The 24,785-nt window shown below is 39.3% G+C and carries 23 protein-coding genes; 14 read left to right on the forward strand and 9 right to left on the reverse strand.

Annotated features, from left to right (window positions below; all coding sequences use genetic code 11):
- The 4 genes from dnaA to gyrB are packed head-to-tail and all read left to right on the forward strand — an operon-like array spanning position 1 to position 6,044.
- Entirely contained in the window at positions 1 to 1,401 is a 1,401-nt protein-coding gene (gene dnaA, locus EHE21_RS00005; RefSeq protein WP_098941507.1) for a chromosomal replication initiator protein DnaA, read from the forward strand.
- Positions 1,402 to 1,405: 4 nt separating this feature from the next.
- Positions 1,406 to 2,509 (forward strand): DNA polymerase III subunit beta, encoded by a 1,104-nt coding sequence (dnaN, locus tag EHE21_RS00010; protein WP_088494143.1) that lies wholly within the window; start codon positions 1,406 to 1,408, stop codon positions 2,507 to 2,509.
- Between the two features lie 11 nt (positions 2,510 to 2,520).
- Positions 2,521 to 3,609 (forward strand): DNA replication/repair protein RecF, encoded by a 1,089-nt coding sequence (recF, locus tag EHE21_RS00015; RefSeq protein WP_194951537.1) that lies wholly within the window; start codon positions 2,521 to 2,523, stop codon positions 3,607 to 3,609.
- 20 nt (positions 3,610 to 3,629) lie between these two features.
- Complete coding sequence (gene gyrB, locus EHE21_RS00020; protein WP_194951538.1) at positions 3,630 to 6,044, forward strand: DNA topoisomerase (ATP-hydrolyzing) subunit B; 2,415 nt, start codon at positions 3,630 to 3,632, stop codon at positions 6,042 to 6,044.
- Positions 6,045 to 6,119: 75 nt separating this feature from the next.
- On the opposite strand, the gene pepT is transcribed toward gyrB, so the two are convergent.
- The 3 genes from pepT to asd all read right to left on the reverse strand — a co-directional run bounded on the left by pepT (position 6,120) and on the right by asd (position 10,512).
- Entirely contained in the window at positions 6,120 to 7,355 is a 1,236-nt protein-coding gene (gene pepT / locus EHE21_RS00025) for a peptidase T (RefSeq protein ID WP_165121981.1), read from the reverse strand.
- 41 nt (positions 7,356 to 7,396) lie between these two features.
- Complete coding sequence (locus EHE21_RS00030) at positions 7,397 to 8,944, reverse strand: AbgT family transporter (RefSeq protein ID WP_194951539.1); 1,548 nt, start codon at positions 8,942 to 8,944, stop codon at positions 7,397 to 7,399.
- 461 nt (positions 8,945 to 9,405) lie between these two features.
- Entirely contained in the window at positions 9,406 to 10,512 is a 1,107-nt protein-coding gene (asd, locus tag EHE21_RS00035; protein ID WP_088494138.1) for an aspartate-semialdehyde dehydrogenase, read from the reverse strand.
- A 473-nt stretch (positions 10,513 to 10,985) separates the two neighbouring features.
- On the opposite strand from asd, the gene EHE21_RS00040 reads away from it, so the two are divergent.
- Positions 10,986 to 11,555 (forward strand): class I SAM-dependent methyltransferase, encoded by a 570-nt coding sequence (locus EHE21_RS00040; protein WP_194951540.1) that lies wholly within the window; start codon positions 10,986 to 10,988, stop codon positions 11,553 to 11,555.
- 55 nt (positions 11,556 to 11,610) lie between these two features.
- On the opposite strand, the gene EHE21_RS00045 is transcribed toward EHE21_RS00040, so the two are convergent.
- Positions 11,611 to 13,098: a PLP-dependent aminotransferase family protein gene (locus tag EHE21_RS00045; protein WP_194951541.1), complete on the reverse strand. Its 1,488-nt coding sequence runs from the start codon at positions 13,096 to 13,098 to the stop codon at positions 11,611 to 11,613.
- Positions 13,099 to 13,225: 127 nt separating this feature from the next.
- On the opposite strand from EHE21_RS00045, the gene EHE21_RS00050 reads away from it, so the two are divergent.
- Complete coding sequence (locus tag EHE21_RS00050) at positions 13,226 to 13,684, forward strand: GNAT family N-acetyltransferase (protein ID WP_088495978.1); 459 nt, start codon at positions 13,226 to 13,228, stop codon at positions 13,682 to 13,684.
- 90 nt (positions 13,685 to 13,774) lie between these two features.
- Here EHE21_RS00050 and EHE21_RS00055 read toward each other — a convergent pair whose 3' ends face one another.
- Positions 13,775 to 14,512, reverse strand: coding sequence for a tetratricopeptide repeat protein (locus tag EHE21_RS00055; RefSeq protein ID WP_194951542.1), 738 nt, complete (start codon positions 14,510 to 14,512; stop codon positions 13,775 to 13,777).
- A 108-nt stretch (positions 14,513 to 14,620) separates the two neighbouring features.
- On the opposite strand from EHE21_RS00055, the gene murQ reads away from it, so the two are divergent.
- Positions 14,621 to 15,520 (forward strand): N-acetylmuramic acid 6-phosphate etherase, encoded by a 900-nt coding sequence (murQ, locus tag EHE21_RS00060; RefSeq protein WP_194951543.1) that lies wholly within the window; start codon positions 14,621 to 14,623, stop codon positions 15,518 to 15,520.
- A 102-nt stretch (positions 15,521 to 15,622) separates the two neighbouring features.
- Here the strand turns inward: murQ and EHE21_RS00065 are convergent, their stop codons facing one another.
- Positions 15,623 to 16,486, reverse strand: coding sequence for a YicC/YloC family endoribonuclease (locus tag EHE21_RS00065; protein ID WP_075673259.1), 864 nt, complete (start codon positions 16,484 to 16,486; stop codon positions 15,623 to 15,625).
- 125 nt (positions 16,487 to 16,611) lie between these two features.
- Here EHE21_RS00065 and rph point away from each other — a divergent pair, with 125 nt between their 5' ends.
- A complete protein-coding gene (rph, locus tag EHE21_RS00070; RefSeq protein ID WP_069366895.1) occupies positions 16,612 to 17,328 on the forward strand; it encodes a ribonuclease PH in 717 nt (238 codons plus the stop codon).
- Positions 17,329 to 17,408: 80 nt separating this feature from the next.
- The gene (pyrE, locus tag EHE21_RS00075; protein WP_088494131.1) at positions 17,409 to 18,053 is read left to right on the forward strand and encodes an orotate phosphoribosyltransferase; all 645 of its coding nucleotides are present in this window, start codon (positions 17,409 to 17,411) and stop codon (positions 18,051 to 18,053) included.
- A gap of 308 nt (positions 18,054 to 18,361) precedes the next feature.
- Here pyrE and slmA read toward each other — a convergent pair whose 3' ends face one another.
- The 3 genes from slmA to coaBC all read right to left on the reverse strand — a co-directional run bounded on the left by slmA (position 18,362) and on the right by coaBC (position 20,730).
- Entirely contained in the window at positions 18,362 to 18,964 is a 603-nt protein-coding gene (slmA, locus tag EHE21_RS00080) for a nucleoid occlusion factor SlmA (protein WP_075673256.1), read from the reverse strand.
- A gap of 112 nt (positions 18,965 to 19,076) precedes the next feature.
- Positions 19,077 to 19,535, reverse strand: a complete 459-nt coding sequence (dut, locus tag EHE21_RS00085) for a dUTP diphosphatase (RefSeq protein WP_006534255.1) — start codon at positions 19,533 to 19,535, stop codon at positions 19,077 to 19,079.
- Positions 19,519 to 20,730 (reverse strand): bifunctional phosphopantothenoylcysteine decarboxylase/phosphopantothenate--cysteine ligase CoaBC, encoded by a 1,212-nt coding sequence (gene coaBC / locus EHE21_RS00090; protein ID WP_194951544.1) that lies wholly within the window; start codon positions 20,728 to 20,730, stop codon positions 19,519 to 19,521. The genes dut and coaBC overlap by 17 nt, the downstream gene beginning before the upstream one ends.
- A 302-nt stretch (positions 20,731 to 21,032) precedes the next feature.
- On the opposite strand from coaBC, the gene radC reads away from it, so the two are divergent.
- The 5 genes from radC (at position 21,033) to EHE21_RS00115 (ending at position 24,784) form a co-directional block, all read left to right on the forward strand.
- Positions 21,033 to 21,704 (forward strand): RadC family protein, encoded by a 672-nt coding sequence (gene radC / locus EHE21_RS00095; protein ID WP_194951545.1) that lies wholly within the window; start codon positions 21,033 to 21,035, stop codon positions 21,702 to 21,704.
- A 247-nt stretch (positions 21,705 to 21,951) separates the two neighbouring features.
- Positions 21,952 to 22,188, forward strand: a complete 237-nt coding sequence (gene rpmB / locus EHE21_RS00100; protein ID WP_036914542.1) for a 50S ribosomal protein L28 — start codon at positions 21,952 to 21,954, stop codon at positions 22,186 to 22,188.
- Between the two features lie 11 nt (positions 22,189 to 22,199).
- Positions 22,200 to 22,367 carry a 50S ribosomal protein L33 gene (gene rpmG, locus EHE21_RS00105; RefSeq protein ID WP_006534250.1) on the forward strand — a complete coding sequence of 56 codons (168 nt, stop codon included), beginning with the start codon at positions 22,200 to 22,202 and terminating at the stop codon, positions 22,365 to 22,367.
- 149 nt (positions 22,368 to 22,516) lie between these two features.
- Positions 22,517 to 23,644, forward strand: a complete 1,128-nt coding sequence (locus tag EHE21_RS00110; protein ID WP_194951546.1) for a glycosyltransferase family 4 protein — start codon at positions 22,517 to 22,519, stop codon at positions 23,642 to 23,644.
- Positions 23,645 to 23,782: 138 nt separating this feature from the next.
- The gene (locus EHE21_RS00115; RefSeq protein ID WP_194951547.1) at positions 23,783 to 24,784 is read left to right on the forward strand and encodes a glycosyltransferase family 9 protein; all 1,002 of its coding nucleotides are present in this window, start codon (positions 23,783 to 23,785) and stop codon (positions 24,782 to 24,784) included.
- Position 24,785: the final 1 nt, after the last annotated feature.

The raw sequence follows: 24,785 nt of genomic DNA on the forward strand, positions 1-24,785 counted from the left end.
GTGTCACTTTCGCTTTGGCAGCATTGTCTTGCCCGATTGCAGGATGAGTTACCTGCCACTGAATTTAGTATGTGGATACGTCCCTTGCAGGCAGAACTAAGCGATGATACGCTGGCGCTGTATGCACCTAATCGTTTTGTTTTAGATTGGGTGAGAGAAAAATACATTAATAATATCAACGCATTATTAGTGGATTTTTGTGGCTCTGAAGTCCCTTCTTTACGTTTTGAAGTCGGTAATAAACCCGCATCAACACGTACTACGGAAAGTATTCCTAAAGCAGTTGTACATCCAACGGTGAATACAGCTCCAACGCATAGTCAACCTATTCGCCCAAGTTGGGATAATCAACCTGCGTCTCAACTGCCTGAACTTAATTATCGTTCTAACGTTAACCCTAAACATAAGTTTGATAACTTCGTCGAAGGTAAATCAAACCAGTTAGCAAGAGCTGCGGCAAGACAAGTTGCTGATAACCCTGGTGGTGCTTATAACCCACTCTTTCTATATGGTGGAACGGGGCTTGGTAAAACGCACTTATTGCACGCGGTGGGTAACAGCATTATGGAACGTAAAGCGAATGCAAAAGTCGTTTATATGCATTCTGAACGTTTTGTACAAGATATGGTAAAAGCGTTACAAAATAACGCGATAGAAGACTTTAAACGCTATTACCGTTCTGTGGATGCACTATTAATTGATGATATTCAATTTTTTGCCAATAAAGAGCGTTCACAAGAAGAATTTTTTCATACCTTTAACGCATTGTTAGAGGGTAATCAGCAAATCATTTTAACGTCAGACCGTTATCCGAAAGAGATAAATGGTGTTGAAGACAGATTAAAATCACGCTTTGGTTGGGGATTAACGGTTGCCATTGAGCCACCTGAACTTGAAACCCGAGTAGCGATTTTGATGAAAAAAGCGGATGAAAACCAAATTCAGTTACCTGACGAAGTGGCCTTTTTTATTGCCAAAAGACTTCGTTCTAACGTCCGTGAGCTTGAAGGTGCATTAAACCGAGTGATTGCTAACGCAAACTTTACAGGTCGTGCGATTACTATCGACTTTGTACGTGAAGCATTACGTGATCTGCTCGCTTTGCAGGAAAAATTAGTCACTATTGATAATATTCAAAAAACGGTTGCTGAATATTATAAAATTAAAGTCGCTGATTTACTGTCAAAGCGGAGATCTCGATCGGTTGCCCGTCCGAGGCAAATGGCAATGGCGCTGGCGAAGGAATTAACAAACCACAGCTTGCCTGAAATCGGGGATGCCTTTGGGGGGCGTGATCATACAACTGTACTTCATGCGTGCCGAAAAATAGAGCAATTGCGTGAAGAAAGTCATGACATCAAAGAAGATTTTTCTAACTTAATCAGAACATTATCATCCTAGCGCTATGAAATTTATCATTGAACGTGAACAGCTTCTTAAGCCGCTACAACAAGTAAGTGGCCCTTTAGGTGGTCGTCCAACATTACCTATTTTAGGTAACCTATTGCTTAAGGTTACTGAAAACACCTTATCGCTAACAGGGACTGACCTTGAAATGGAGATGGTGGCAAGAGTTAATCTTAGCCAATCTCATGAAATGGGTGCTACAACTGTTCCTGCGCGTAAGTTTTTTGATATTTGGCGTGGGCTACCAGAAGGTGCTGAAATCAGTGTTGAGCTCGACGGTGATCGTCTCTTAGTGCGTTCAGGTCGTAGTCGTTTCTCTTTATCAACATTACCTGCATCTGATTTTCCTAATTTAGATGACTGGCAAAGTGAAGTTGAATTTACTTTGCCTCAAGCAACATTAAAACGTCTGATTGAGTCCACTCAATTTTCAATGGCGCATCAAGATGTACGTTATTATCTTAACGGTATGTTGTTTGAAACTGAAAATACAGAGTTACGCACAGTTGCAACAGATGGACACCGTTTAGCGGTATGTTCAATGGATATTGGACAATCTTTACCGGGGCATTCTGTTATTGTTCCTCGTAAAGGTGTCATTGAATTGATGCGTTTACTTGATGGCGGTGGTGAAAGCTCACTGCAACTACAAATCGGTAGCAACAATATACGTGCCCATGTAGGTGATTTTATTTTCACCTCGAAGTTGGTTGATGGTCGTTTCCCTGACTATCGTCGTGTATTACCGAAAAACCCAACGAAAACAGTAACAGCGGGTTGTGATATTCTTAAACAGGCATTTTCTCGTGCTGCAATTTTATCTAATGAAAAATTCCGTGGTGTGCGTATAAATCTCACCAATGGTCAATTGAAGATTACAGCGAATAACCCTGAACAAGAAGAAGCAGAAGAGATTGTTGATGTTCAATATCAAGGTGAAGAAATGGAAATTGGCTTTAATGTCAGTTATCTCCTTGATGTACTTAATACATTGAAATGTGAGGAAGTTAAGCTTCTGCTAACAGATGCTGTTTCAAGTGTTCAAGTGGAGAATGTGGCAAGTTCTGCGGCTGCTTATGTTGTTATGCCAATGCGTTTATAATAGTCACTAACATGATTTTATCCCGTTTATTGATCCGTCATTTTAGAAATATTGAACAGGCGGATCTGCCATTAGCGGATGGCTTTAATTTCCTTGTTGGACCTAACGGGAGTGGTAAAACAAGTATACTTGAAGCGATTTACACTTTAGGTCATGGACGCGCATTTCGTAGCTCGCAAGCTAATCGCGTGATCCAGCATGATGAAAGTGAATTTATTCTTCATGGGCGTTTAAGTGGGCTCAATGAAGAGAGCCGTGGTTATGCGATTGGATTAAGTAAAGATCGCGAAGGTAATAGCACAGTTCGTATTGATGGCAGCGATGGTCATAAAATTGCAGAGTTAGCAAAATTGTTACCCATGCAATTAATAACACCTGAAGGCTTTACACTACTGAATGGTGGGCCTAAATATCGTCGCGCTTTTATTGATTGGGGTTGTTTTCATAATGAACCTCGATTTTTTGCTGCATGGTCAGATTTAAAACGTGTATTAAAACAACGTAATGCAGCACTAAGGCAAGCAACGTCTTATCGACAACTGATGCCTTGGGATAAAGAACTTATCTCATTAACAGAACAGATAAGTGAATGGCGAGCTCAATATACCGAAGATATCGCTAAAGATATTGAAGAAACGTGTCGTCTGTTTTTGCCTGAGTTTTCGTTGAAAGTGAGCTTTCAACGGGGATGGGATAAAGAAACAGATTATGGTGAGTTGCTAGCACGTCAATTTGAACGTGATAAAATGCTAGCGTATACCTCACTTGGTGCTCATAAAGCGGATTTACGTATTAGAGCAAACGGCACGCCAGTAGAAGATATGTTGTCACGAGGCCAGCTCAAGTTATTGATGTGTGCTTTGAGGCTGGCACAAGGTGAATATTTCACTCGTAAGAATGGGCAAAGATGCCTGTATCTGCTCGATGATTTTGCTTCCGAATTAGATGCAAGTCGGCGTCAGTTGTTAGCCGAGCGTCTAAAGTCTACGCAAGCTCAAGTGTTTGTCAGTGCGATAACACAAGGGCAAGTGAAAGATATGCTAGATGTAAATAGCAGGCTATTTAGCGTAGAACGTGGCAAAATAGAGGTTAAACCATAGGAATAAAGCGAGAAACGTTGATGTCGAATACATATGACTCCTCAAGTATCAAAGTATTAAAAGGGCTGGATGCGGTGCGTAAGCGCCCGGGGATGTATATCGGGGATACAGATGATGGAACCGGTCTGCATCACATGGTCTTCGAGGTGGTCGACAACGCAATCGACGAAGCCCTCGCGGGTTTCTGTGATGAGATAATTGTCACTATCCATTCAGATAACTCCGTCTCTGTTCGAGATGATGGTCGTGGAATTCCAACCGGCATTCACCCAGAAGAGGGTGTCTCAGCGGCAGAGGTTATTATGACCGTTCTGCATGCGGGGGGTAAATTCGATGATAACTCCTATAAAGTCTCTGGTGGACTTCATGGTGTAGGGGTTTCTGTTGTTAATGCGTTGTCTGAAAAACTTGAACTGACAATCCATCGTGATGGAAATATCCATCAGCAAATTTATCGTCATGGTGTGCCTGATGATCGCTTAAAAGTCATTGGCGATACTGAAAAATCAGGGACATTTGTACGCTTCTGGCCAAGTCTTGAAACCTTTAAAGGCGAGACTGAATTCCAGTATGAAATCTTAGCAAAACGTCTTCGTGAGTTGTCATTCTTAAACTCAGGCGTTTCTATCCGTTTAATTGATAAACGTGATAACCGTGAAGATCATTTCCACTATGAAGGCGGTATTAAAGCATTCGTTGAATACTTAAGCCGTAATAAAACGCCAATTCACCAAAATGTATTCTATTTCTCTACTGAAAAAGATGGTATTGGTGTTGAAGTGGCGATGCTGTGGAATGATGGTTTCCAAGAGAATGTTTATTGCTTTACCAACAATATCCCACAACGTGATGGTGGCACTCACTTAGTTGGTTTCCGTACTGCAATGACACGTACGTTAAACAACTATATGGATAAAGAAGGGTTTAATAAGAAATCGAAAATCAGTGCAACGGGTGATGATGCTCGTGAAGGCCTGATTGCGGTTATCTCTGTTAAAGTACCTGATCCTAAATTCTCATCACAAACAAAAGATAAACTGGTTTCTTCAGAAGTGAAAACAGCGGTAGAAACGCTGATGAATGAGAAGCTGGTGGAATATCTGTTAGAAAATCCAAACGACGCGAAAATTGTTGTTGGTAAAATCATTGATGCCGCTCGTGCTCGTGAAGCTGCGCGTAAAGCTCGTGAGATGACACGTCGTAAAGGCGCATTAGATTTAGGTGGTTTACCGGGTAAATTAGCGGACTGTTCTGAACGTGACCCTGCTTTCTCTGAACTGTACTTAGTGGAAGGGGACTCTGCGGGCGGCTCGGCAAAACAAGGTCGTAACCGTAAAACACAGGCTATTCTTCCGTTAAAAGGTAAAATCCTAAACGTTGAAAAAGCGCGCTTTGATAAAATGTTGGCTTCTCAAGAAGTTGCAACGTTAATCACTGCATTAGGTTGTGGTATCGGTCGTGATGAATATAACCCAGATAAACTGCGTTATCACAGCATTATCATCATGACGGATGCGGACGTCGATGGTTCTCACATTCGTACTTTGCTACTGACATTCTTCTATCGTCAAATGCCAGAAATTATCGAACGTGGTCATATCTTTATTGCTCAGCCACCACTTTACAAAGTGAAGAAAGGTAAACAAGAGCAATACATCAAAGATGACGACGCAATGGACGAATATCTGATGTCGATCGCGCTTGATGGTGCAGCACTTTATGTGAGTGAACACGCACCAGCAATGCACGGTGAGCAACTCGAAAAACTGGTTGTTGATTACCATGCAGCGCACAAGATTATTCGTCGTATGGAGCGTATCTATCCTCTTAGTATGTTAAACAGCTTGGTGTATCACTCAACGCTGACAGAAGATGCGTTATCTGATAAAACTAAAGTTGAAGAGTGGATGAGTGGCTTGGTTAACCGTCTAAATGAAGCGGAAGATCAAGGCAGTACTTATAGTTACACTATCGCTCAAAACGATGAAAACCGTCTGTTTGAACCTGTGTTACGTATTCGTACTTATGGTGTGGATACAGACTACAAACTGGATTATGACTTTATCCACAGTAGCGAATATCAACGTATTACTCATTTAGGTGACATTATCGGTAACCTGATTGAAGAGGGGGCGTTTATTGAGCGTGGAGAGCGTCGTCAGCCAATTTCAAGCTTTGAAGAAGCACTTGAGTGGTTAACAAAAGAATCACGTCGTGGTCTTGCTGTACAGCGTTATAAAGGTCTTGGTGAAATGAACCCAGAGCAATTATGGGAAACCACCATGAATCCAGATACACGCCGTATGATGCAAGTGACCGTGAAAGATGCGATTGCAACTGATGAATTATTTACCACCTTAATGGGTGATGCGGTTGAACCTCGTCGTGCCTTTATCGAAGAGAATGCACTGAAAGCGGCAAATATTGATATCTAGTTTTAGATTAAGTTAGATAAAAAAAGCGGAGCCATGAAAATGGTTCCGCTTTTTTGTTGGCGTAAATAATTACGCTTATCCGCGTTGTCCGACCAAACGACACAGCATCTCTGTTACTAAATAGCTCTTTTCAAATGAGCTAACAGGTAAAAACTCAAAACGAGAGTGGAAATTCAATGCACCAGTGAAATAGTTTGGTGTTAGTAATCCTCTTGCTGAAAGTGCTGAGCCATCTGTACCTCCTCGCATTGGGATCACATTAGGTTGAATATCTAATCGTTTTAATGCCTCAAAAATAAGTTCGATAGCGGTGCGATCTTCCCCAATCGAATCACTGATATTGCTATACACATCGACAATCTCATAATCGATTTGCGCACGAGGGTGACGAGCTTGGATCAACGCAACAGATTGCTTAATAAACTGTTTACGGGCTTCATAACTTTGCTTGTCAAAATCACGAATAGCCATTTTAATCACTGCATTATCAGGATTGGCGATTAAATCAGTGACATAGAAATAACCTTCGCGGTGTTCGGTGTGCTCTGGTGTATCAAAGCGGTCAAAACAGCCAATAAAATCATGAGCAACGCGAATTGGGTTTAATAATACGTTTTTCGCTGACATTGGGTGCGCAGTAATACCTTTTACAGACACTTTAATTGATGCCGCATTAAAGGTTTCATACACCACCTCGCCTAATGCACAGCAATCAATGGTGTAAGCAAAATCAACGTTGAAGCGAGATAAATCCATCAGTTTAGAACCGCGTAATCCAATCTCTTCATCAGGTACAAACGCAACATAGATATCGCCACAATCAAAATCAGCATGTTGAAGTTTATCCATCAACTCCATAACTACGGTGATCGCGGCTTTATTATCAGCACCTAATACGCTTGTACCATCACTGAAGATAATCTCTTCACCAATATAAGGTTCTGCTTCAGGATGTTCTTGTGCTTTAAACCAGACATCTTTCTCTTTATTTAAGCAGAGATCTTTTCCTTCATAACGCAGTGTTTGAGGGTGAATATCAGGTGAAATGCCCACATCAACGGTATCAAGGTGAGCAACAAACCCAACTTTAGGGGCATTGGGTTTAGTACCCGGTCTCATTGCATATAAAATGGCATGAGAATCGATATAGATATCTTTTAATCCATAAGTTTCTAGCTCTTTAGCCAGTAACTTTGCTAACTCAAGTTGTCCCTGCGTGCTAGGCACCACAGAAGCAGATGCATCACTTTGGCTTTCAATTGCCAGATAACGGAAGAAACGCTGTTCTAACTTTTGACCTAGGGTGTTCATTATAATGTTGTTCCTAATACAGTTGTTTTTATAAGCGTGAGTTATGATGCCGGTTGCCATGTATATCCACTGTCAAAGCCAAGAGGAATATCGAGTCCCCAGAAGACAAACAGTGTCGTCGTTAATACAATAAGCAAGCCAATAGTGAACGGGATCATCATTGAGCACAGTGTGCCGATACCTGCCCCTTTATAGTATTTTTGGCAATACATCAAAATCAGTGGGTAGAAGGGGAACATCGGTGTACTCACATTCATTGCGGAATCACTGACACGGAACGCAGCTTGCGTTAATTCAGGTGAAATTCCGACAGCCATTAACATTGGCACTAATACCGGAGCAATAACAGCCCATTTTGATGTTGCTGAGGTGATCATAATATTTAAAATCGCAGTCAGCAAAATCACACCTAATACCGTCATACCTGAAGGCATATTAAGCGTACGCAGTAACTCTGCACCCGATAACGCTAATAGAGTCCCTAAATTCGAGTGTTGGAAAGAGTAAAGAAACTGAGCCGCAAAAAAGGCAAAAACGATAAATGGGATCAGCGATTTAGTGATATTTTCCATTGCTTTGACGATATCTTTTGTGGAAGCAAAAGACTTGGCCATATAGCCATAGATTAAGCCGGGTACAGAGAAGAAGATAAACAGTAAAGGCACCACAATTTGCATAATTGGCGCTTTAGGGCTGGTTAAACTGCCTTCTGGTGAACGTAATGGTGAGGTTTCTGGTAATAGCAGGGCAAATAAACCAATACCCATCAATACAACCGCCCAACCTGCAAAACGGAATGCACGTTTTTCTATTGGTGTGATTTCACCTAACTCTGCATCCTTGGTATCAATCCCTGAAGAGACAGGGCAGTTTTTGTTTAGCCAAGGCTCTACAATTTTTTCAGTGATATACCAACAAGTTAAAATAACACCAAATGTACCGCCTACACTAAAAAAGTAGTTACATAAAACGTTAACGCTATATCCCGGAGCCATAATTTGCGCTGCTTCTTGAGTAAAGCTTTGCATTATTGGATCAATAATTGACGGTGTATAACTTGCGGTAAATCCACCCGCTAAACCTGCAAATGAGGCAGCGATACCGGCTAAAGGATGACGACCACTGGCATAAAACATCATCGCAGAGACTGGCATAAGAATAACGTAAGCAGAGTCAGACGCTAAGTGCGCAACAATACCAACAAAAACAACGGTTGGTGTTAGCATTCTAGGAGAAATAAACGAAAGCATCTTTTTTAACGCTGTTTTAATAAAACCGCTGCTTTCTGCAATACCAATCCCTAATGTTGCAACAATTGTTATCCCAAGAGGTGGAAAACTAATGAAATTTTTCACTGCACTTGTCACAAATAATATAATTTCTTCATATTGAAACATATTAATGACAGTGATTTTCTCTTTAGTCACTGGGTGGAAATAATCAAAATGTACAAAAGAGAGGAGAAATGAAAATATCCAGCAGATCACTAAGGCGTAAACGAACAGCATCGTAACATCAGGCATGATATTACCAATACGTTCTACTCGGTTTAAAAAACCTTTTTTATTGGGTTGTGTTTGTGTTGTCATATTTATAATGCATCTTTTTATAAAAGTAATAAAAATCACCATAAATAAATGACAATACAAAGTAAATTTATTTTTAAATAATAAGTAGTTACCGCAGTTTCTATAAAATGGAGAGAAAAGGAATAATATATTAGAAATCGTTATATTTAGATTTTCTTCATCATTACTTTTCAGTTGTTAAAAAATGCTTTATTTATTTTTGCACTCTATTTTGAATAAAAACAGGTGGATTATGCTGAATAATCTGCCTGAATTCTTTAGAGTTATTTTTGAAACTATTGTAGGAAACGTATTTTATAAAGCGCCATAAAATTAAAAATAAATAAAATATGAAAAATTAAAAAATAGTTTTATGAAGAAAGAAGAGGGGGGAAATAAGAAATGAAGAGAATGACTATTGAGAATAAGAATATCAACCATTTCTATTATCTAAAAATGGCCGATATTCTAAATAATTAATATTAACGCAGAATATTCAGCATACGGCGTAAAGGCTCTGCGGCACCCCATAACAGCTGGTCACCCACTGTAAAGGCTGAAATAAATTCAGGGCCCATATTCAGTTTGCGAATACGGCCAACTGGTGTGCTCAATGTACCGGTAACTGCGGCTGGTGTTAATTCACGTATAGTTAATTCACGATCATTAGGAATGACTTTTACCCAATCGTTATGGCTTGCAAGTAATTGTTCAATTTCAGCAACGGGTAAGTCTTTTTTCAGTTTTAAAGTGAATGCTTGGCTATGGCAACGTAATGCACCAATACGAACGCAAAGACCATCTACAGGAATGATATTTGAACCTGTATTGAGGATCTTGTTGGTTTCTGCTTGCCCTTTCCACTCTTCGCGGCTTTGGCCATTTTCTAATTGTTTATCAATCCAAGGGATCAAGCTACCTGCTAGAGGAACACCAAATTGCTCAGTTGGCATCGCACCACTGCGCGTAAAGTTAGTGACTTTACGTTCAATATCTAAGATTGCTGATGCTGGGTTTTCTAGCTCTTTAACCACTTGATTATGTAAAGAGCCCATCTGTGACAGTAACTCTCTCATATGGCGAGCCCCCGCCCCAGAAGCCGCTTGATAAGTGGATACGCTTGCCCATTCCACTAAATTGTTAGCAAACAGACCACCTAATGACATCAGCATTAAACTGACGGTACAGTTACCGCCAACAAAGGCTTTAATACCTTTATTTAAGCTGTCTTGAATATGCTGTCCATTAACAGGATCGAGAATAATCACGGCATCATCATTCATACGCAGTGCGGATGCTGCATCAATCCAGTAACCTTGCCAACCTGCTTGACGAAGTTTTGGATAGATTTCATTGGTGTAGTCACCACCTTGGCAACTAATAATAATATCGAGTGATGCTAAGGTATCAATATCATAAGCATCTTGCAGAGTGCTACGGTGATTACCATAAGCGGGTGCTGCTTCACCTAATTGAGATGTGGTGAAGAAAACAGGGTTTATCCCATCAAAATCGCGTTCTTCAACCATTCTTTGCATTAAAACGGAGCCGACCATACCACGCCAGCCCACAAAACCAACATTTTTCATTGTAATTACCCTGTCTTTATCTGTAGGAATAGTGAGAGACCTCACACTAACCTGACAAAATATAGAGATGGGTGCAAGTTAATTTATTGATTATTTACCAAAGAATTAGAAGTGTTTCTTATAGTCTTCGTAGAGTTAACAAAAGAAAGCCGCAGAACGAACAAATATCAATGAGTTGTTAAAAAAGAAAATGAACCAACCATAAAAGTGTAAGAATAATCTGCTATATCTTATTTTCTTTTTTAGGATAAATAAAAATATATTCTTGTTTAAGAAAATAGAGTAAAAATAGAAAAATGTAAAATAGTGTAATATATAAGAAAAACGTATTTACTTAGAGATGACTCCAAGCTTTATACTGAAAGTCATTATTCAATAGATGATGTATTTTCATAAATAAAAAATAATGATGAATGTTCTTCATTTAATCTAATTTTTATTTTACCTTAATTAAAAGGCACTAGGAGGCGAAGATGGATATATCCACATTCATTCCATTATCTACATACTACTCATATTTAAAACGGTTTGTGATCTCACCAACCACGATGGGTACTATCGCGCCTTCATCTCGTTGGTTATGCTACGAAATGTTAGATAAACTCAATTGGCAACAGGATCTTCAGGTTGCTGAGTTAGGTGCTGGTACGGGTGTTATTACTCAACAGATCTTAAAAAGAATGTCGTTGAATTCTTCATTAGATGTTTTTGAAATAGAACCCAGCTTTGCGACAGAATTAGATAAAATTAACGATAAACGATTAAGGGTTTATACCGCATCAGCGGAGAAATTAAATAGCCATTATAATATGATTATTTCAGGGCTACCTTTTTTATCTATTCCTAGAAAAACAGGTTTAAGAGTTTTAAAACGTGTACATAAAGAATTATTAAAAACACAAGGTTGTTTTGTATTATTCCAATATACAACTCGATATGAAAAAACGTTATCTCGTTATTTTCATTTAGAAAAAAAATTGGTAATGCTGAATGTTCCTCCTGCTTGGGTTTATTATTGCACACCAAAACATAAGATAGGGTAAATACAAAGCTTGCTCGACGTTTATATTGCAAATAACAAATAAGAATAGATGTTATTTATTTAGATAATGTGTGAGCAAGCAAAATAATACTCTTTTCAATTTCAATAGGATCATGAGCCGCATACCCTAATAATACGCCTTTTTTTGGGTAAGTTTGGATGCAGTAACGGGATAAAGGCTGTATAGCTAATCCAATCTCTCGTGATTTTTTCACAATATATTCTTCTGTATAGCCAGCCTGTAACCAGCAGACAATATGGATACCGGAGTCTGTCGGTTCAACACGGAAAACATGAGATAGATGTGTTTTTATAGCATTAGTTAACACTTGATAGCGTTCATAACAGGCTTTTCGTATTCGTCTAACATGACGTGCATAATGCCCTTGAGAAATAAACAGCGCCAATGTAGCTTGCTCTAAAAAGCCAGAATGTGAATCGGTATAGTATTTAGCAGCTTTAAAGGCATCAACTAAAGGTAAAGGAACCACTAAAAAACCTAAACGAAATCCGGGATACATCATTTTTGAGAATGTGCCGGCATAAATAACGCGCTGGTATTTATCTAATCCTTGGAGAGATTGAATGGGTTTAGAGTGATAGCGAAATTCACTATTGTAGTCATCTTCGAAGATCCACACATTATTGGATGATGCCCACTCTAACAACGCAATACGGCGTGAAAGTGAGAGCGTATTACCTAAAGGGAATTGATGAGAAGGTGTGGTAAAAACAAGTTTTGCTTCAGGGCACTGCTCTATTCCTTGATAAATATCCATTCCATCAATATCTGAATTTATTGGATGTGATTTTATACCATAAGATGTGAAGATCCCCCGAGCACTGTCATAACCAGGATCATCTAACCAAACAGCACCACCTTCTTTTAATAATACTCTGGTGGTGAGATTAATCGCTTGCTGTGTTCCATTCACAATAATGATTTGCTCAGGTTGGCAAAAAAGTCCACGAGTTGATTGCATGTATTGGCATATCATTTCTTTTAAAGGCGTGTAACCTGTTGGCGAATTAAATGTTGCGAGTGCTTTTTTCGATTGTCGCCAAACTCGCCCTAATAATCTTCCCCAAAGCTCATGTGGAAAAAGATCAACACATCCAATACCGACATGAAATATCGGGTTACTATTGATATTGGGTTGCGACTGTTGCCAAAAAGCTTGTGCTTTTTGCATATTGGGGTTTAGTGTTTCTAATGGGCTTTCGATTGCTGGTAATGAATAAGAGTGAGTTGTTTTGATCCACTTATCCGAAATAATGGCATCAGGGATTGTGCTTGCAACAAAAGTACCTGCACCGCGTCGAGTAAATAAATAGCCTTCATCAATTAAACGTTCAAATCCTGCGATAACAGAATTGCGGGAAATCGACATCATTTCAGCTAAGGTACGGCTTGATGGTAAACGACTACCTGACGATAAACGCCCATCTAAAATCGCCTTTCTAATCGCGTGATAAACCTGAGAGCCAATGGGCCCTTCTTCTAAAACAAGATTAGGGAAATACGCTGTTTTTTTCTGTTTCATAAAGTGGACCCTATAAAAACACAAAAAGTGTACCTTATTGAGAACCAAAATTAAACGTACCATGACCACGATTAAAGGCAGGTGATACCTTTTTATAGCATTTATGAAAGTAGAAGGAAGTGAAGAGATGAGCACAACACCAATAACTGTTTCAATTCAGTTTGTTGAACAAGAGCATTATGCTCAATGGTTGCCACATTGGTTAAGTTATCAAGCATTTTATAAAGTTGAGTTATCAGAAGAGACAACATTAAAAACATGGGCACGTTTTTTTGATGAAAAAGAACCTGTTTATTGTGCTGTAGCGATGGAAGGTGAAAAGGTATTAGGCTTTGTACATTATCTTTTTCATCGCTCAACATGGGCTGAAAGCGATTTTTGTTATTTAGAAGATTTATTTGTTTCACCAGATACACGTGGTCGCCATGTAGGTAAGCAACTTATTGAGTTTGTTAATCAACAAGCCAAAGAGCGTGATTGTGCTCGTCTATATTGGCATACACAGGAAACTAATTTACGTGGTCAGCGCTTATATAATTGGGTAGCAGAAAAACCGGGTGTGATTGAATACCGTATGGCGCTATAAAAGAATATTAGGTAGGACAGACAGGGTATAAAAGAGATGGCGATATTTGCCCTCTCTTTTCTGAGTTAGGGTTATTTATTTGATTTTGGGTTAATTAAACTCTTGTTGGCAATAAAACTCATTGCCAACTTTTTTTGCTTCTTCACAAGCCTGTTTCATTAATTCATCTGCTTTTTGCTTGTTAGGCTCAATAATATAATATTGGCCAGAGAACATAAAAGAAGCCATTGCTTGAGCGAATCCTTCAAAAGTCATTTCATTAGCTTTTGCAAACCACATATTCGCTTTTTCAGTATCTACAGGCACATTGTCAACCCCACTATAAAGAACACCTAACCAAATCGGAGCGTAAACAAGTTCTGGTTGATGAGTCGCTGCAACTTCTTCTAATAATACAATCGCTTTTTTATGATCTGTTTCTCCAGATAATGGCGCAATGAGAGCTGTTGCTAAACTTATTTTTCCTCTTATGCTTCCTTTATTTACTGCGAGAGTAGCTAATTTTTTTGCTTCAACATAATAATTTTTAAAATAAGGGTCGGCATTAAATAAGTAAATATCAGCAAGTAATGCATAGGCATCGGCATAGTCGTTTTTTATTGCCTCATTTGCCCACAGTTGTGCATTAAGAAGGTTTTTTTCTACGCCTGTTCCCATCGAATACATTTCAGCTAACTGATATTGAGCTTGTGCATTATGGTTTAGTGCTTCTTTGCGAGTATCTTCAAATTTTCTTTTGTCTTGCTCTTCAAAATTAGCATGCAAAGAAAAGGAGAAAAAAAGTGTAATTAGGCTGATAAAGGTCGAAATATATTTAATAAATGTCATGTAGGGTACCGTTTGTAATGATTTTGAAAATCTTACCAATAATAATGGTATAAAAGCAGTTTATTTCTTCGGCTTAATCAAATAAATAACAATATTGGGAGCGCGATAATGGCGATTGATCTTAGCAATCTTGTCACGGAAAGTAGAAATCATAACAGTGAAAATATAGACACACTTTCAACTTTGGATATGCTAAAAGTTATTAATAATGAAGATAAAAAAGTGCCATTAGCCGTCGAAAAAACGTTACCTGAGATTGTTCAATTAGTTGATAAAGTTGCGACCGCTTTTTCTCAAGGTGGTCGTCTTATTTATTGTGGCGCTGGTACATCGGGGCGATTAGGGATTTTAGATGCCAGTGAATGTCCTCCAACTTATGGTACACCTCATGAAATGGTGATTGGATTAATTGCTGGTGGACACAAGGCTATTTTACAAGCTGTCGAGAATGCAGAAGACAATATTCAACTAGGCGAACAAGATTTACGCCAGCTTAATTTTAACGAGAAAGATGTTTTAGTAGGTATTGCTGCAAGTGGTAGAACACCGTATGTGATAGGTACTTTGCAGTATGCAAAATCATTAGGTGCAACAACAGGGGCGATAAGTTGCAATCCAGAAAGCCCGATTGCCAAACTTGCTGATATTACCATTACACCGATTGTGGGTGCTGAAGTGGTAACAGGCTCATCGCGTATGAAAGCTGGCACAGCACAAAAACTTATCTTAAATATGATAACAACTGGCGCGATGATAAAAATCGGCAAAGTTTTTGGTAATTTAATGGTGGATGTTGAAGCAACCAATGCCAAATTGGTTGAACGCCAAATTCGTATTGTAATGCAAGCAACTGAGTGTGAAAGAGCTATCGCTGAAGAAGCATTATCACAATGTCATCGTCACTGTAAAACGGCAATTCTAATGATCTTAGCAAATGTAGATGCACAGCAAGCCACACAGATGCTTAATCAAAACAAAGGATTTATTAGAAAGGCATTGGGTGAGTGATTTTCATTTATTAAATAGAGAGTTAAATTTTATTCTTGATTAAAGCCAGCAAATACAAGGTATCTACTGGCTTGATAGTCGGCTGTAAATCGCTAAGAAATCTTACTCAATGTTTTGGATCTGCTCACGCATTTGTTCAATTAAAACTTTTAATTCAATGGCTGAATTAGTGACTTCAGTATTAATTGATTTTGATGCTAATGTATTGGATTCACGGTTAAATTCTTGCATCATAAAATCAAGACGACGACCTACCGCCTCTTTTTTCACAAGAATTTTGCGTGTTTCTTTAACGTGGGCTTCTAATCTATCAAGCTCTTCAGCAACATCTAAACGTTGTGCTAACATCACTAACTCTTGTTCTAAACGATTATTATCAATTTGGACTTGAGCTTCTTCTAATTTGCTCGTTAAACGTTCACGTTGCCATTGTAAAACTTCAGGCATCTGTGCTCTCACCTTAACAACTTCTTCGCAAACAGCATCTAAACGCTGTTCAATAAGTACTTTCAGTGATTGTCCTTCAGCTTCACGGCTTGCGATAAAGGCATCAATAGCCAGATCTAACTCAGCTAAAAGTTCAGTACCAATGGCATCTAAATCTTGCTCTTGTGCTGAAATAACACCTGGCCAACGTAAAATATCAAATGGGCTGATAGTGCCTTCATGGCTGTGACTTTTTACCCAGTTGGCAGAAACAATCAGTTGTTTTGCTAAATTTTCATCAAGATTAAGTTCGCCTTGAAAACGAGCATTAAGATCAAAACGTAAGTTACATTCAATTTTACCGCGCGTTAAGCGATTACGTAGACGTTCACGAATAACTGGCTCTAAACTACGTAATTGCTCAGGTAAACGAATATAAGTTTCAAGATAGCGTTGGTTTACGGAACGCAGTTCCCATGCAGCGCTACCCCAGTCTTTTTTGATGTCTCGGCGAGCAAAAGCGGTCATGCTACGGATCATAATAGGGTCTCAATAGTGTAAAAGATGATACGATTATAACCCTAGGCATCGATACAGGATAGGCATAAGCCATTTTAGGTCGTATAATGCGCCCCCAATATGTCAGAGAAAGCGGAGATAACACCATGCGTCCAGCAGACAGACAAGCAGACCAAGTACGTCCTATTACCATCACTCGCCATTATACAAAACACGCTGAGGGTTCTGTATTAGTCGAATTTGGTGATACTAAAGTCTTGTGTAACGCCACTGTAGAAGAGGGTGTACCACGTTTTCTTAAAGGACAAGGGCAAGGTTGGGTAACCGCAGAATATGGTATGCTTCCTCGCGCAACAAATAGTCGTAATGCACGTGAAGCGGCTCGTGGTAAACAAACTGGCCGTACTATGGAAATTCAACGCTTAATTGCACGTTCATTACGTGCCGCTGTTGATTTAAAAGCATTAGGTGAATTCACTATCACTGTTGATTGTGACGTTATTCAAGCTGATGGTGGTACACGTACGGCCTCTATCTCTGGTGCTTGCGTCGCATTAGTTGATGCTTTAAATAAAATGGTTGAAGAAGGTAAACTGAAAAAGAGCCCTCTTAAATCAATGGTCGCTGCGGTATCTGTGGGGATTGTTGATGGTGAACCATTATGCGATCTTGAATATGTTGAAGATTCTGCCGCAGAAACGGATATGAATGTGGTGATGATTGATGATGGTCGTATGATTGAAGTTCAAGGTACGGCAGAAGGTGCACCATTTAGTCACGAAGAATTACTTGCTTTACTCGCCCTTGCAAAGGGGGGGTTAGAGAAAATATTTGAAGCGCAAAAAGAGGCGCTTAAGCAATAAATTATATTTTTAAGGCGACTGAGAAGTCGCCTTTTTTATGCCTAAAATTTGTCATCAAGTAACGTAGAGAGGAGAAAGAAATGAAAGCCTACCAACGCCGCTTTATCGAACTAGCATTAGCAAAAAATGTCCTGAAATTTGGTGAGTTCACACTGAAATCAGGAAGGGTGAGTCCTTACTTTTTTAATGCCGGTTTATTTAATACAGGGCGTGATTTGGCTTTACTGGGGCAGTTCTATGCGCAAACATTATTAGATAATAATGTGTCTTGTGATGTGCTGTTTGGACCCGCTTATAAGGGGATACCTATTGCAACCACAACGGCAGTCGCATTGGTTGAACATCATGATATCGATATTCCTTACTGTTTTAATCGCAAAGAGGCTAAAGATCATGGTGAAGGAGGAACATTAGTAGGAAGCCCATTGAAAGGTAATGTTGTGATTGTCGATGATGTCATTACAGCTGGTACCGCAATTCGTGAATCAATGGAAATCATAAAACAGCATGATGCAACGCTTTCTGCCGTGTTATTAAGTTTGGATAGACAAGAGAAAGGGCGAGAAGAACTTTCTGCAATACAAGAGTTAAAACGTGACTATCAATGCCAAGTGTATTCGATTATTACCTTAGATGATTTAATTAGTTACCTAAGTGAGAATGAAACACTGTCTGAGCATTTACCTGCGGTTAAAGCTTATCGTGAGCGCTATGGCGTGAATTAATAAAGTGAATACGCGATAAACGAGTTGGTCGATTAGAGATAAAAAAAAGCCCTCGCCCAATTATGGGCGGGGTGAGTAGTACAATGAATCTTCTGCGACAATTATCACAGATATTGAAATATAAAAAGGACTTTTACAGCAGGGGCAAAGCGAGTCGCTAATGCCACAATGTAGGAACTGCACGAGTGCTATTCCTGATAAATACATTTAGGTAACTATGTACCAGAGGACGCATGTTAACACAAATAAGAAAAAAACGGCATATCTGTAAATTTCAAATTGTTGAGTTAAATCACGAGTCCATCATTTCATTGTAACTGTGCCAAAATTAATGGCCAGCGAGCTTCAAATTCTTGAGTAGGTTGATAGCGAAATTCTGTGCGTACAAAGCGCGCTAACATACCTTCACAAAAAGCGAGTAGTTGTGAAGCAAGTAACGCTTCATCATGCAAGAAAGCACTACCTTCACGAATTTTACGCTCTTTAATGACTTGTCGTAGCTGAACTTCAATACGCTCATAAAGCTGGTTTATTCGCCCTTGCAATCTGTCTTGTTCAAACATCAATGCATGACCAGTCAAAATACGAGATAGTCCCGGGTTTTTCTCAGCAAAACCGAGGATCAAGATAAGAATTAAGCGAATTCTTGCAACAGCCTCTTTTTCGTCTTTTAAAATCAAATTAATACGGGAGACTAAGCTATCTTCGATAAACTCAATCAAGCTATCAAACATTTTGGTTTTACTGGGAAAATGTCGATAGAGCGCAGCTTCAGATACACCAACAGTGGCGGCAAGCTTTGCCGTTGTGATGCGCTGACTACCATCACTTGATTCCAACATTTGGGCAAGTGACTGTAAGATTTCATCCCGTCTATTTCTTTTCTTTTTGGTTTCTTTTTCTTCTGCCATGACTGATAAGGCCCCTGCTAAAAGCAAAACAAATCAGTAAACCTTTGCACTAAGGTTTTTAGTACAAAGGGAGTGATATCGTCATTGATATAATTAATGCAAGACGTCGTTATTATTGGCGGCCGGAGTGACCAAAGCCACCGCTACCGCGTTCCGTTGCGGTAAAATCTTCAACAATATTAAATTCAGCTTGAACTACGGGTACGATAATCATTTGAGCAATACGCTCACCCGGTTCGATGGTAAACGCTGTTTGACCACGATTCCAAACCGATACCATCAGTTGACCTTGGTAGTCAGAATCAATTAGTCCAACTAAATTACCCAATACAACACCGTGTTTATGACCTAAACCTGAACGAGGAAGTACCATTGCTGCTAATCCTTCATCGGCAATATGTACAGCAAGACCTGTAGGTAATAATTCGGTTTGCCCTGGTTCAAGAACTAATGGTGCATCAAGGCAAGCGCGTAAATCTAAACCAGCAGAGCCTGTCGTGGCATAAGCAGGAAGTGGATATTCTTGACCAATACGTGCATCAAGGATTTTAACATCAATTTTTTTCATCATAATGTTTGGCTATCTCGTCAAGTAGGCGATGGCTAAGTTGTGCTTTACTACTGTGTGGTAAGCGCGTTTCTCCATTAGCCCAAATAAGGTGTAATGCATTGTTGTCACTGTTAAAGCCTTGATTTTCTATTGAAACATCATTGGCACAGATTAAATCGAGCTGCTTTTGTTCGCGTTTTTTGCGGGCATATTCTTCCACATTCTGGGTTTCGGCTGCAAATCCAACAACAAAAGGACGGTGTTCAACCATTTTTCCGACACTCGCGACAATGTCGGGGTTTTTTACCATAGTGATGGTGACTTCATCACCTTGTTTTTTTATTTTTTCAGCCGCGATAAGTTTAGCGCGGTAATCAGCAACAGCCGCACAACCAATAAAAATATCTTGCGAAGGTGCGATTAACATCACTTGTTCATACATTTCTTGTGCGCTTTCAACGTCAATACGTTTAACACAAGCGGGTGTCGGTAATGTGACAGGCCCTGCGATAAGTGTGACATCAGCTCCGCGTAATGCGGCTGCTTGCGCAATCGCAAACCCCATTTTCCCTGAGCTATGATTACTGATAAAACGCACTGGATCTAAGGCTTCACGAGTTGGACCTGCGGTTATCGTGATTTTTTTACCTGCAAAATCTTGTGGCTGTAAAGCAAGTTGTTTTTCAGCTAATGCGACAAGTGCTAAAGGATCTAACATTCGTCCCGGTCCTACATCACCACAAGCTTGACTACCAGAGTCAGGCCCCCAAATTAAACAGCCACGTTGCTCTAAAGCTGATAAATTTTCTTGTGTAATCGTGGCTCTGTACATTTGCTGATTCATTGCTGGCGCAATAGCGATAGGTGCGTTACTCGCTAAACAGAGTGTGGTAAGTAAATCATTTGCCATACCCACTCGTAAACGTGCAATAAGATCGGCAGTAGCAGGTGCAAGTAGAATTAAATCAGCCCATTTACCTAATTCAATATGCCCCATAGCGGCTTCTGCCGCTGGATCAAGTAAATCATCCGCAACAGGAAAACCAGAAACAGCTTGTAGTGATAAAGGTGTCACAAATGCATGAGCTGCGGGTGTCATTACAACTCGCACAATTGCACCTTTCTCACGTAAACGGCGTACAAGTTCAGGTGCTTTATAGGCCGCAATACCACCACTGATACCAAGAATAATCTTTTTGTCGTGAAGTGTAGTCATGATGAAATGCCTAAGTACATAAATAATTGCCCGTAATTTTACCACAAGGTCATCGTGAATTCGGAATTCTATGTAACTTCATGTTTTATAGATTAAATTTTTGCGATTTATCTCGCATAAATTTGATATGTGTCTTTTTTATACAAGATTAGCAGTTTATAGTAAATTAACTGTATAAAACAACAGTTGTTTTGTGATTAGCATTTAATGATGAGTGATGCTTCACCTAAATCCTAATGCTTATGTAAATGAATAAAATAGATCATTAATACCACTGCCTTTGCTTATTAAGGAGTCCATGGATGGAAAATCAATCGGTTAGTGAACTTTTACCTAGAGAAAAATTATTACTTTATGGCGTGGAATCACTCACCGATATTGAGTTATTGGCGCTCTTTTTACGCACCGGTACTTATGAAAAATCGGTATTAGAATTGGCGGCTTTTTTACTTAAAGAGTGCGGTTCTCTTTATCATGTTATTAATGCTGATTATGAAACTTTAGGGCGTTTTAAAGGCGTTGGTGTGGGAAAGTTTACCCAGCTACAAGCGATTAATGAAATGGCACAGCGCTTTTCTACAACACAATTTATGTATAAAAATGTATTATCTTCTTCAGAAGATACAAAGCATTACTTACAAAAATTATTGCATTGGCGAGACAGAGAAGTGTTTGTGGTACTGTTTCTTGATAATCAAAATCAATTGATTGCATTCGAAGAGATGTTTAAAGGAACAATTAACAGAGTAGAGGTTCATCCTAGAGAAATTGTCCGTCAATCAATAAAAAAGAATGCAACATCCATCATTCTTGCTCATAATCACCCTTCTGGTGTTTGCGAACCAAGTCTCGCAGATAAAGAATTAACGGAAAAAATTTTTACTGCTTGCCAATTAGTGGGTGTAAATGTACTCGATCACCTTGTGATAGGGCATGATAATTGTGTTTCTTTCGCAGAACGAGGTTGGTTGTAGCAAATATTTTTGTAATTATTGTCAATCTTTATTTGTACGGGTCTTGAGCGTTGAGGCCATTGGGCGTATACTACGCCACCTTTGAGGATCTTGGGTTTGGCGAGAAGAGCCTATCTCAGCAAGTTTTTTCTGAGGTGTTTACACAGTTTTTCAATCGTTAAAAGTTGCTGAGATGGGCTCCAAAGCCTGACGAGGCGGTCAAACCTGATATTAAAGCTCGAGCTGATTAGATTTTTGGAGAATAGACATGTCCCGAGTCTGCCAAGTTACCGGCAAGCGTCCTGTGAGTGGAAACAACCGCTCTCACGCATTAAACGCGACTAAACGCCGTTTTCTGCCAAACCTGCACTCTCACCGTTTCTGGGTTGAGTCTGAGAAACGTTTCGTAACTCTGCGTGTATCTGCTAAAGGTATGCGTGTGATTGATAAGAAAGGCATCGAATCTGTATTAGCAGATTTACGTGCCCGTGGTGAGAAGTTCTAAGGAGCTGAAAAATGGCTAAAGGTATTCGCGAGAAAATTAAACTCGTTTCTTCTGCTGGTACAGGTCACTTCTATACCACTACGAAGAACAAACGCACTATGCCAGAAAAACTGGAAATGAAAAAATTCGATCCAGTTGTTCGTCAACATGTGCTTTATAAAGAAGCTAAAATTAAATAATTTTAGTTTTCTTAAAAAACCCGACCTTAGTGTCGGGTTTTTTGTTATCTGGAGTCTGCTAAGTATAACAAAGTAAAGCTATTGTGATCTTAGCTTACTCTTTAGTTATACTATGGCTCTTTTTAAACCATCAGGTAAATGGATTGCGGATGAGTAAGTCAGTATTATCAATATTACATACAGAATCATCTTGTGGGTGGGGTGGTCAGGAAATCCGTATACTGACGGAATCTCAAGGTATGATCCGTAGAGGGCACCGAGTTGCATTAGTGTGCTGCCCTACATCCAAAATTGCCAAGGCAGCGCCTGATTATGGTATTGAGGTTTTCACATTACCCATTGAGAAAAAACGCGGTTCAGCGTTAAAAGTACTTCGCCAATGGCTGAAATTACATCATCACCAATTTGATGTTATCAATACTCATAGCTCAACCGATGCATGGTTAGTTGCCGCTTCTTGTGCCACATTACGTCATTCTCCTGTGGTTGTTCGAACTCGACATGTTTCTACGGATGTTTCACGTTCATTCCCAACACGATGGCTTTATCTTTCGTCTAGTGCCCATGTTGTGACAACAGGTGAGAAATTACGCCAGACTCTCCATCAGCATAATAAATTTCCATTAGAAAAAATGACATCAGTGCCTACGGGAATTGATCTACAACGTTTTTTTCCACAAGACAAACAACAAGCTAGAGAAAAAATTGGAATACCGAATAAACCGACATTAGGTATTGTTGCAACTATGCGAGTGTGGAAAGGACATAAATATTTAGTAGAAGCATGGAAATCATTACATCAGCAGTTTCCTGATTGGCAATTAATTTTTGTTGGTGATGGGCCTCAACGTAAAAATTTAGAACCGATGGTGAAAGCGGCAGGATTAGAGCAAAGTATCTTCTTCCTTGGTAATCGTAATGATGTGCCTGATTGTTTAAATGCAATGGATCTCTTTGCGTTACCTTCTTTTGGTAATGAAGGTGTGCCGCAAGGTATTATGCAGGCAATGGCATGTGGTCTGCCTGTTGTATCGACTACAGTTGGCGCGATTAGTGAAGCGGTTATTGACGGTAAAACAGGATTTACATTAGCACCACAAATACAAGAAATATTCACGAGTCATTTAGCTAAATTAATGAGCTCAGGTGAATTACGTGAACAGATGGGAAAAGCCGCGCTTGAACACGCTGTCTCACGATTTGGTTTGGATAATATGTTAGATAAGATGGAAAGGATCTTTATTCAGGCAATTAACGATAAAAATAAATCAGTATGATTAATGTTGATAATAAAGTCGTGAAACGATTATCTCTATTATCAACTTGGTGTATTCATCTTATTGATGAATATTTGTAATACTTTTTAGTGTATAGTCTGAGAAGTAAATGTATCATTTAAGCCAAATAAAAAGCACATGGACCCAAAAAATATATTGGTTATAGCGGTAGCACGTTTTGGTGATACATTACTTATCACCCCCGTTATCCATGCCTTAAAACAGCGTTGGCCCAATGCTCATATTCATGTATTTGCACATAAGCGTAGTGCATGCATTCTTGAGCATAATCCTGATATTAATAGTATTAGACATTTTTCTAAAAAACGCGCTGTTTGGTCAGGTTGGTTACCTAATAAACCTTATGATTTAGCTTTGGTATATGGTAATGATCGTGAATTAGTGAACTATGCTCGTCGCCAATCTCATCATACCGTTGCTTTTGCTGATATATCTGAACAGCAAGGTAATGTTACTTGGGTTGAGCGTCCTAAGTCGCCGATGGTTGCACAAAAAGAGCGTGCCTTATTAATTAATGCATTAGGGATTTATCCGAGTTGTTGGCAATTACGTTACTTTATCAGTGAGGAAGAAGTGACTTTTGCACAACAGTTTTTAAAAGATAATTCATTAATTAATAAGAATATTATTGGTTTTCAGTTACAAAGCTTTCCTGCTAAAGCCTATCGAGATTGGCCAGTGGAGAACTTTCTGCAATTAGCAAAGCAGATTATTTCCCATGACGCGAGTACGTATTTTTTGCTATTAGGTGGTAAGGAAAGTGCGCAATTATCTATTGATTTAGCTAAAAAAATAGGTGAAGAGCGATGTTTAGCTTTAGCGGGGCGTGTTTCGATGCGTCAAAATGCGGCGATTATGGCAAATTTATCGCTTTATGTTGGTGTTGACACCGGTCCTACACATTTAGCCGGTGCTTTAGATATCCCGATGGTGGCGCTATATCATAGCTATCATCCCGGGTGCTATTTAGCCCCTATACAACATTCTTGTTGTCAGGTTATCCAACACCCTACACCATTAGAAAAAGCACGTCGTGAAGATAATATGGCTGAAATCTCAGTTGAGAATGTGTGGAATGCAGTGAGTAATATCATGAATGGAATGAAGGTGAAAAAGTAAT

Source organism: Proteus sp. GOKU (assembly GCF_015475555.1).
In the GTDB taxonomy this organism is placed as follows: Bacteria; Pseudomonadota; Gammaproteobacteria; order Enterobacterales; family Enterobacteriaceae; genus Proteus; species Proteus mirabilis_B.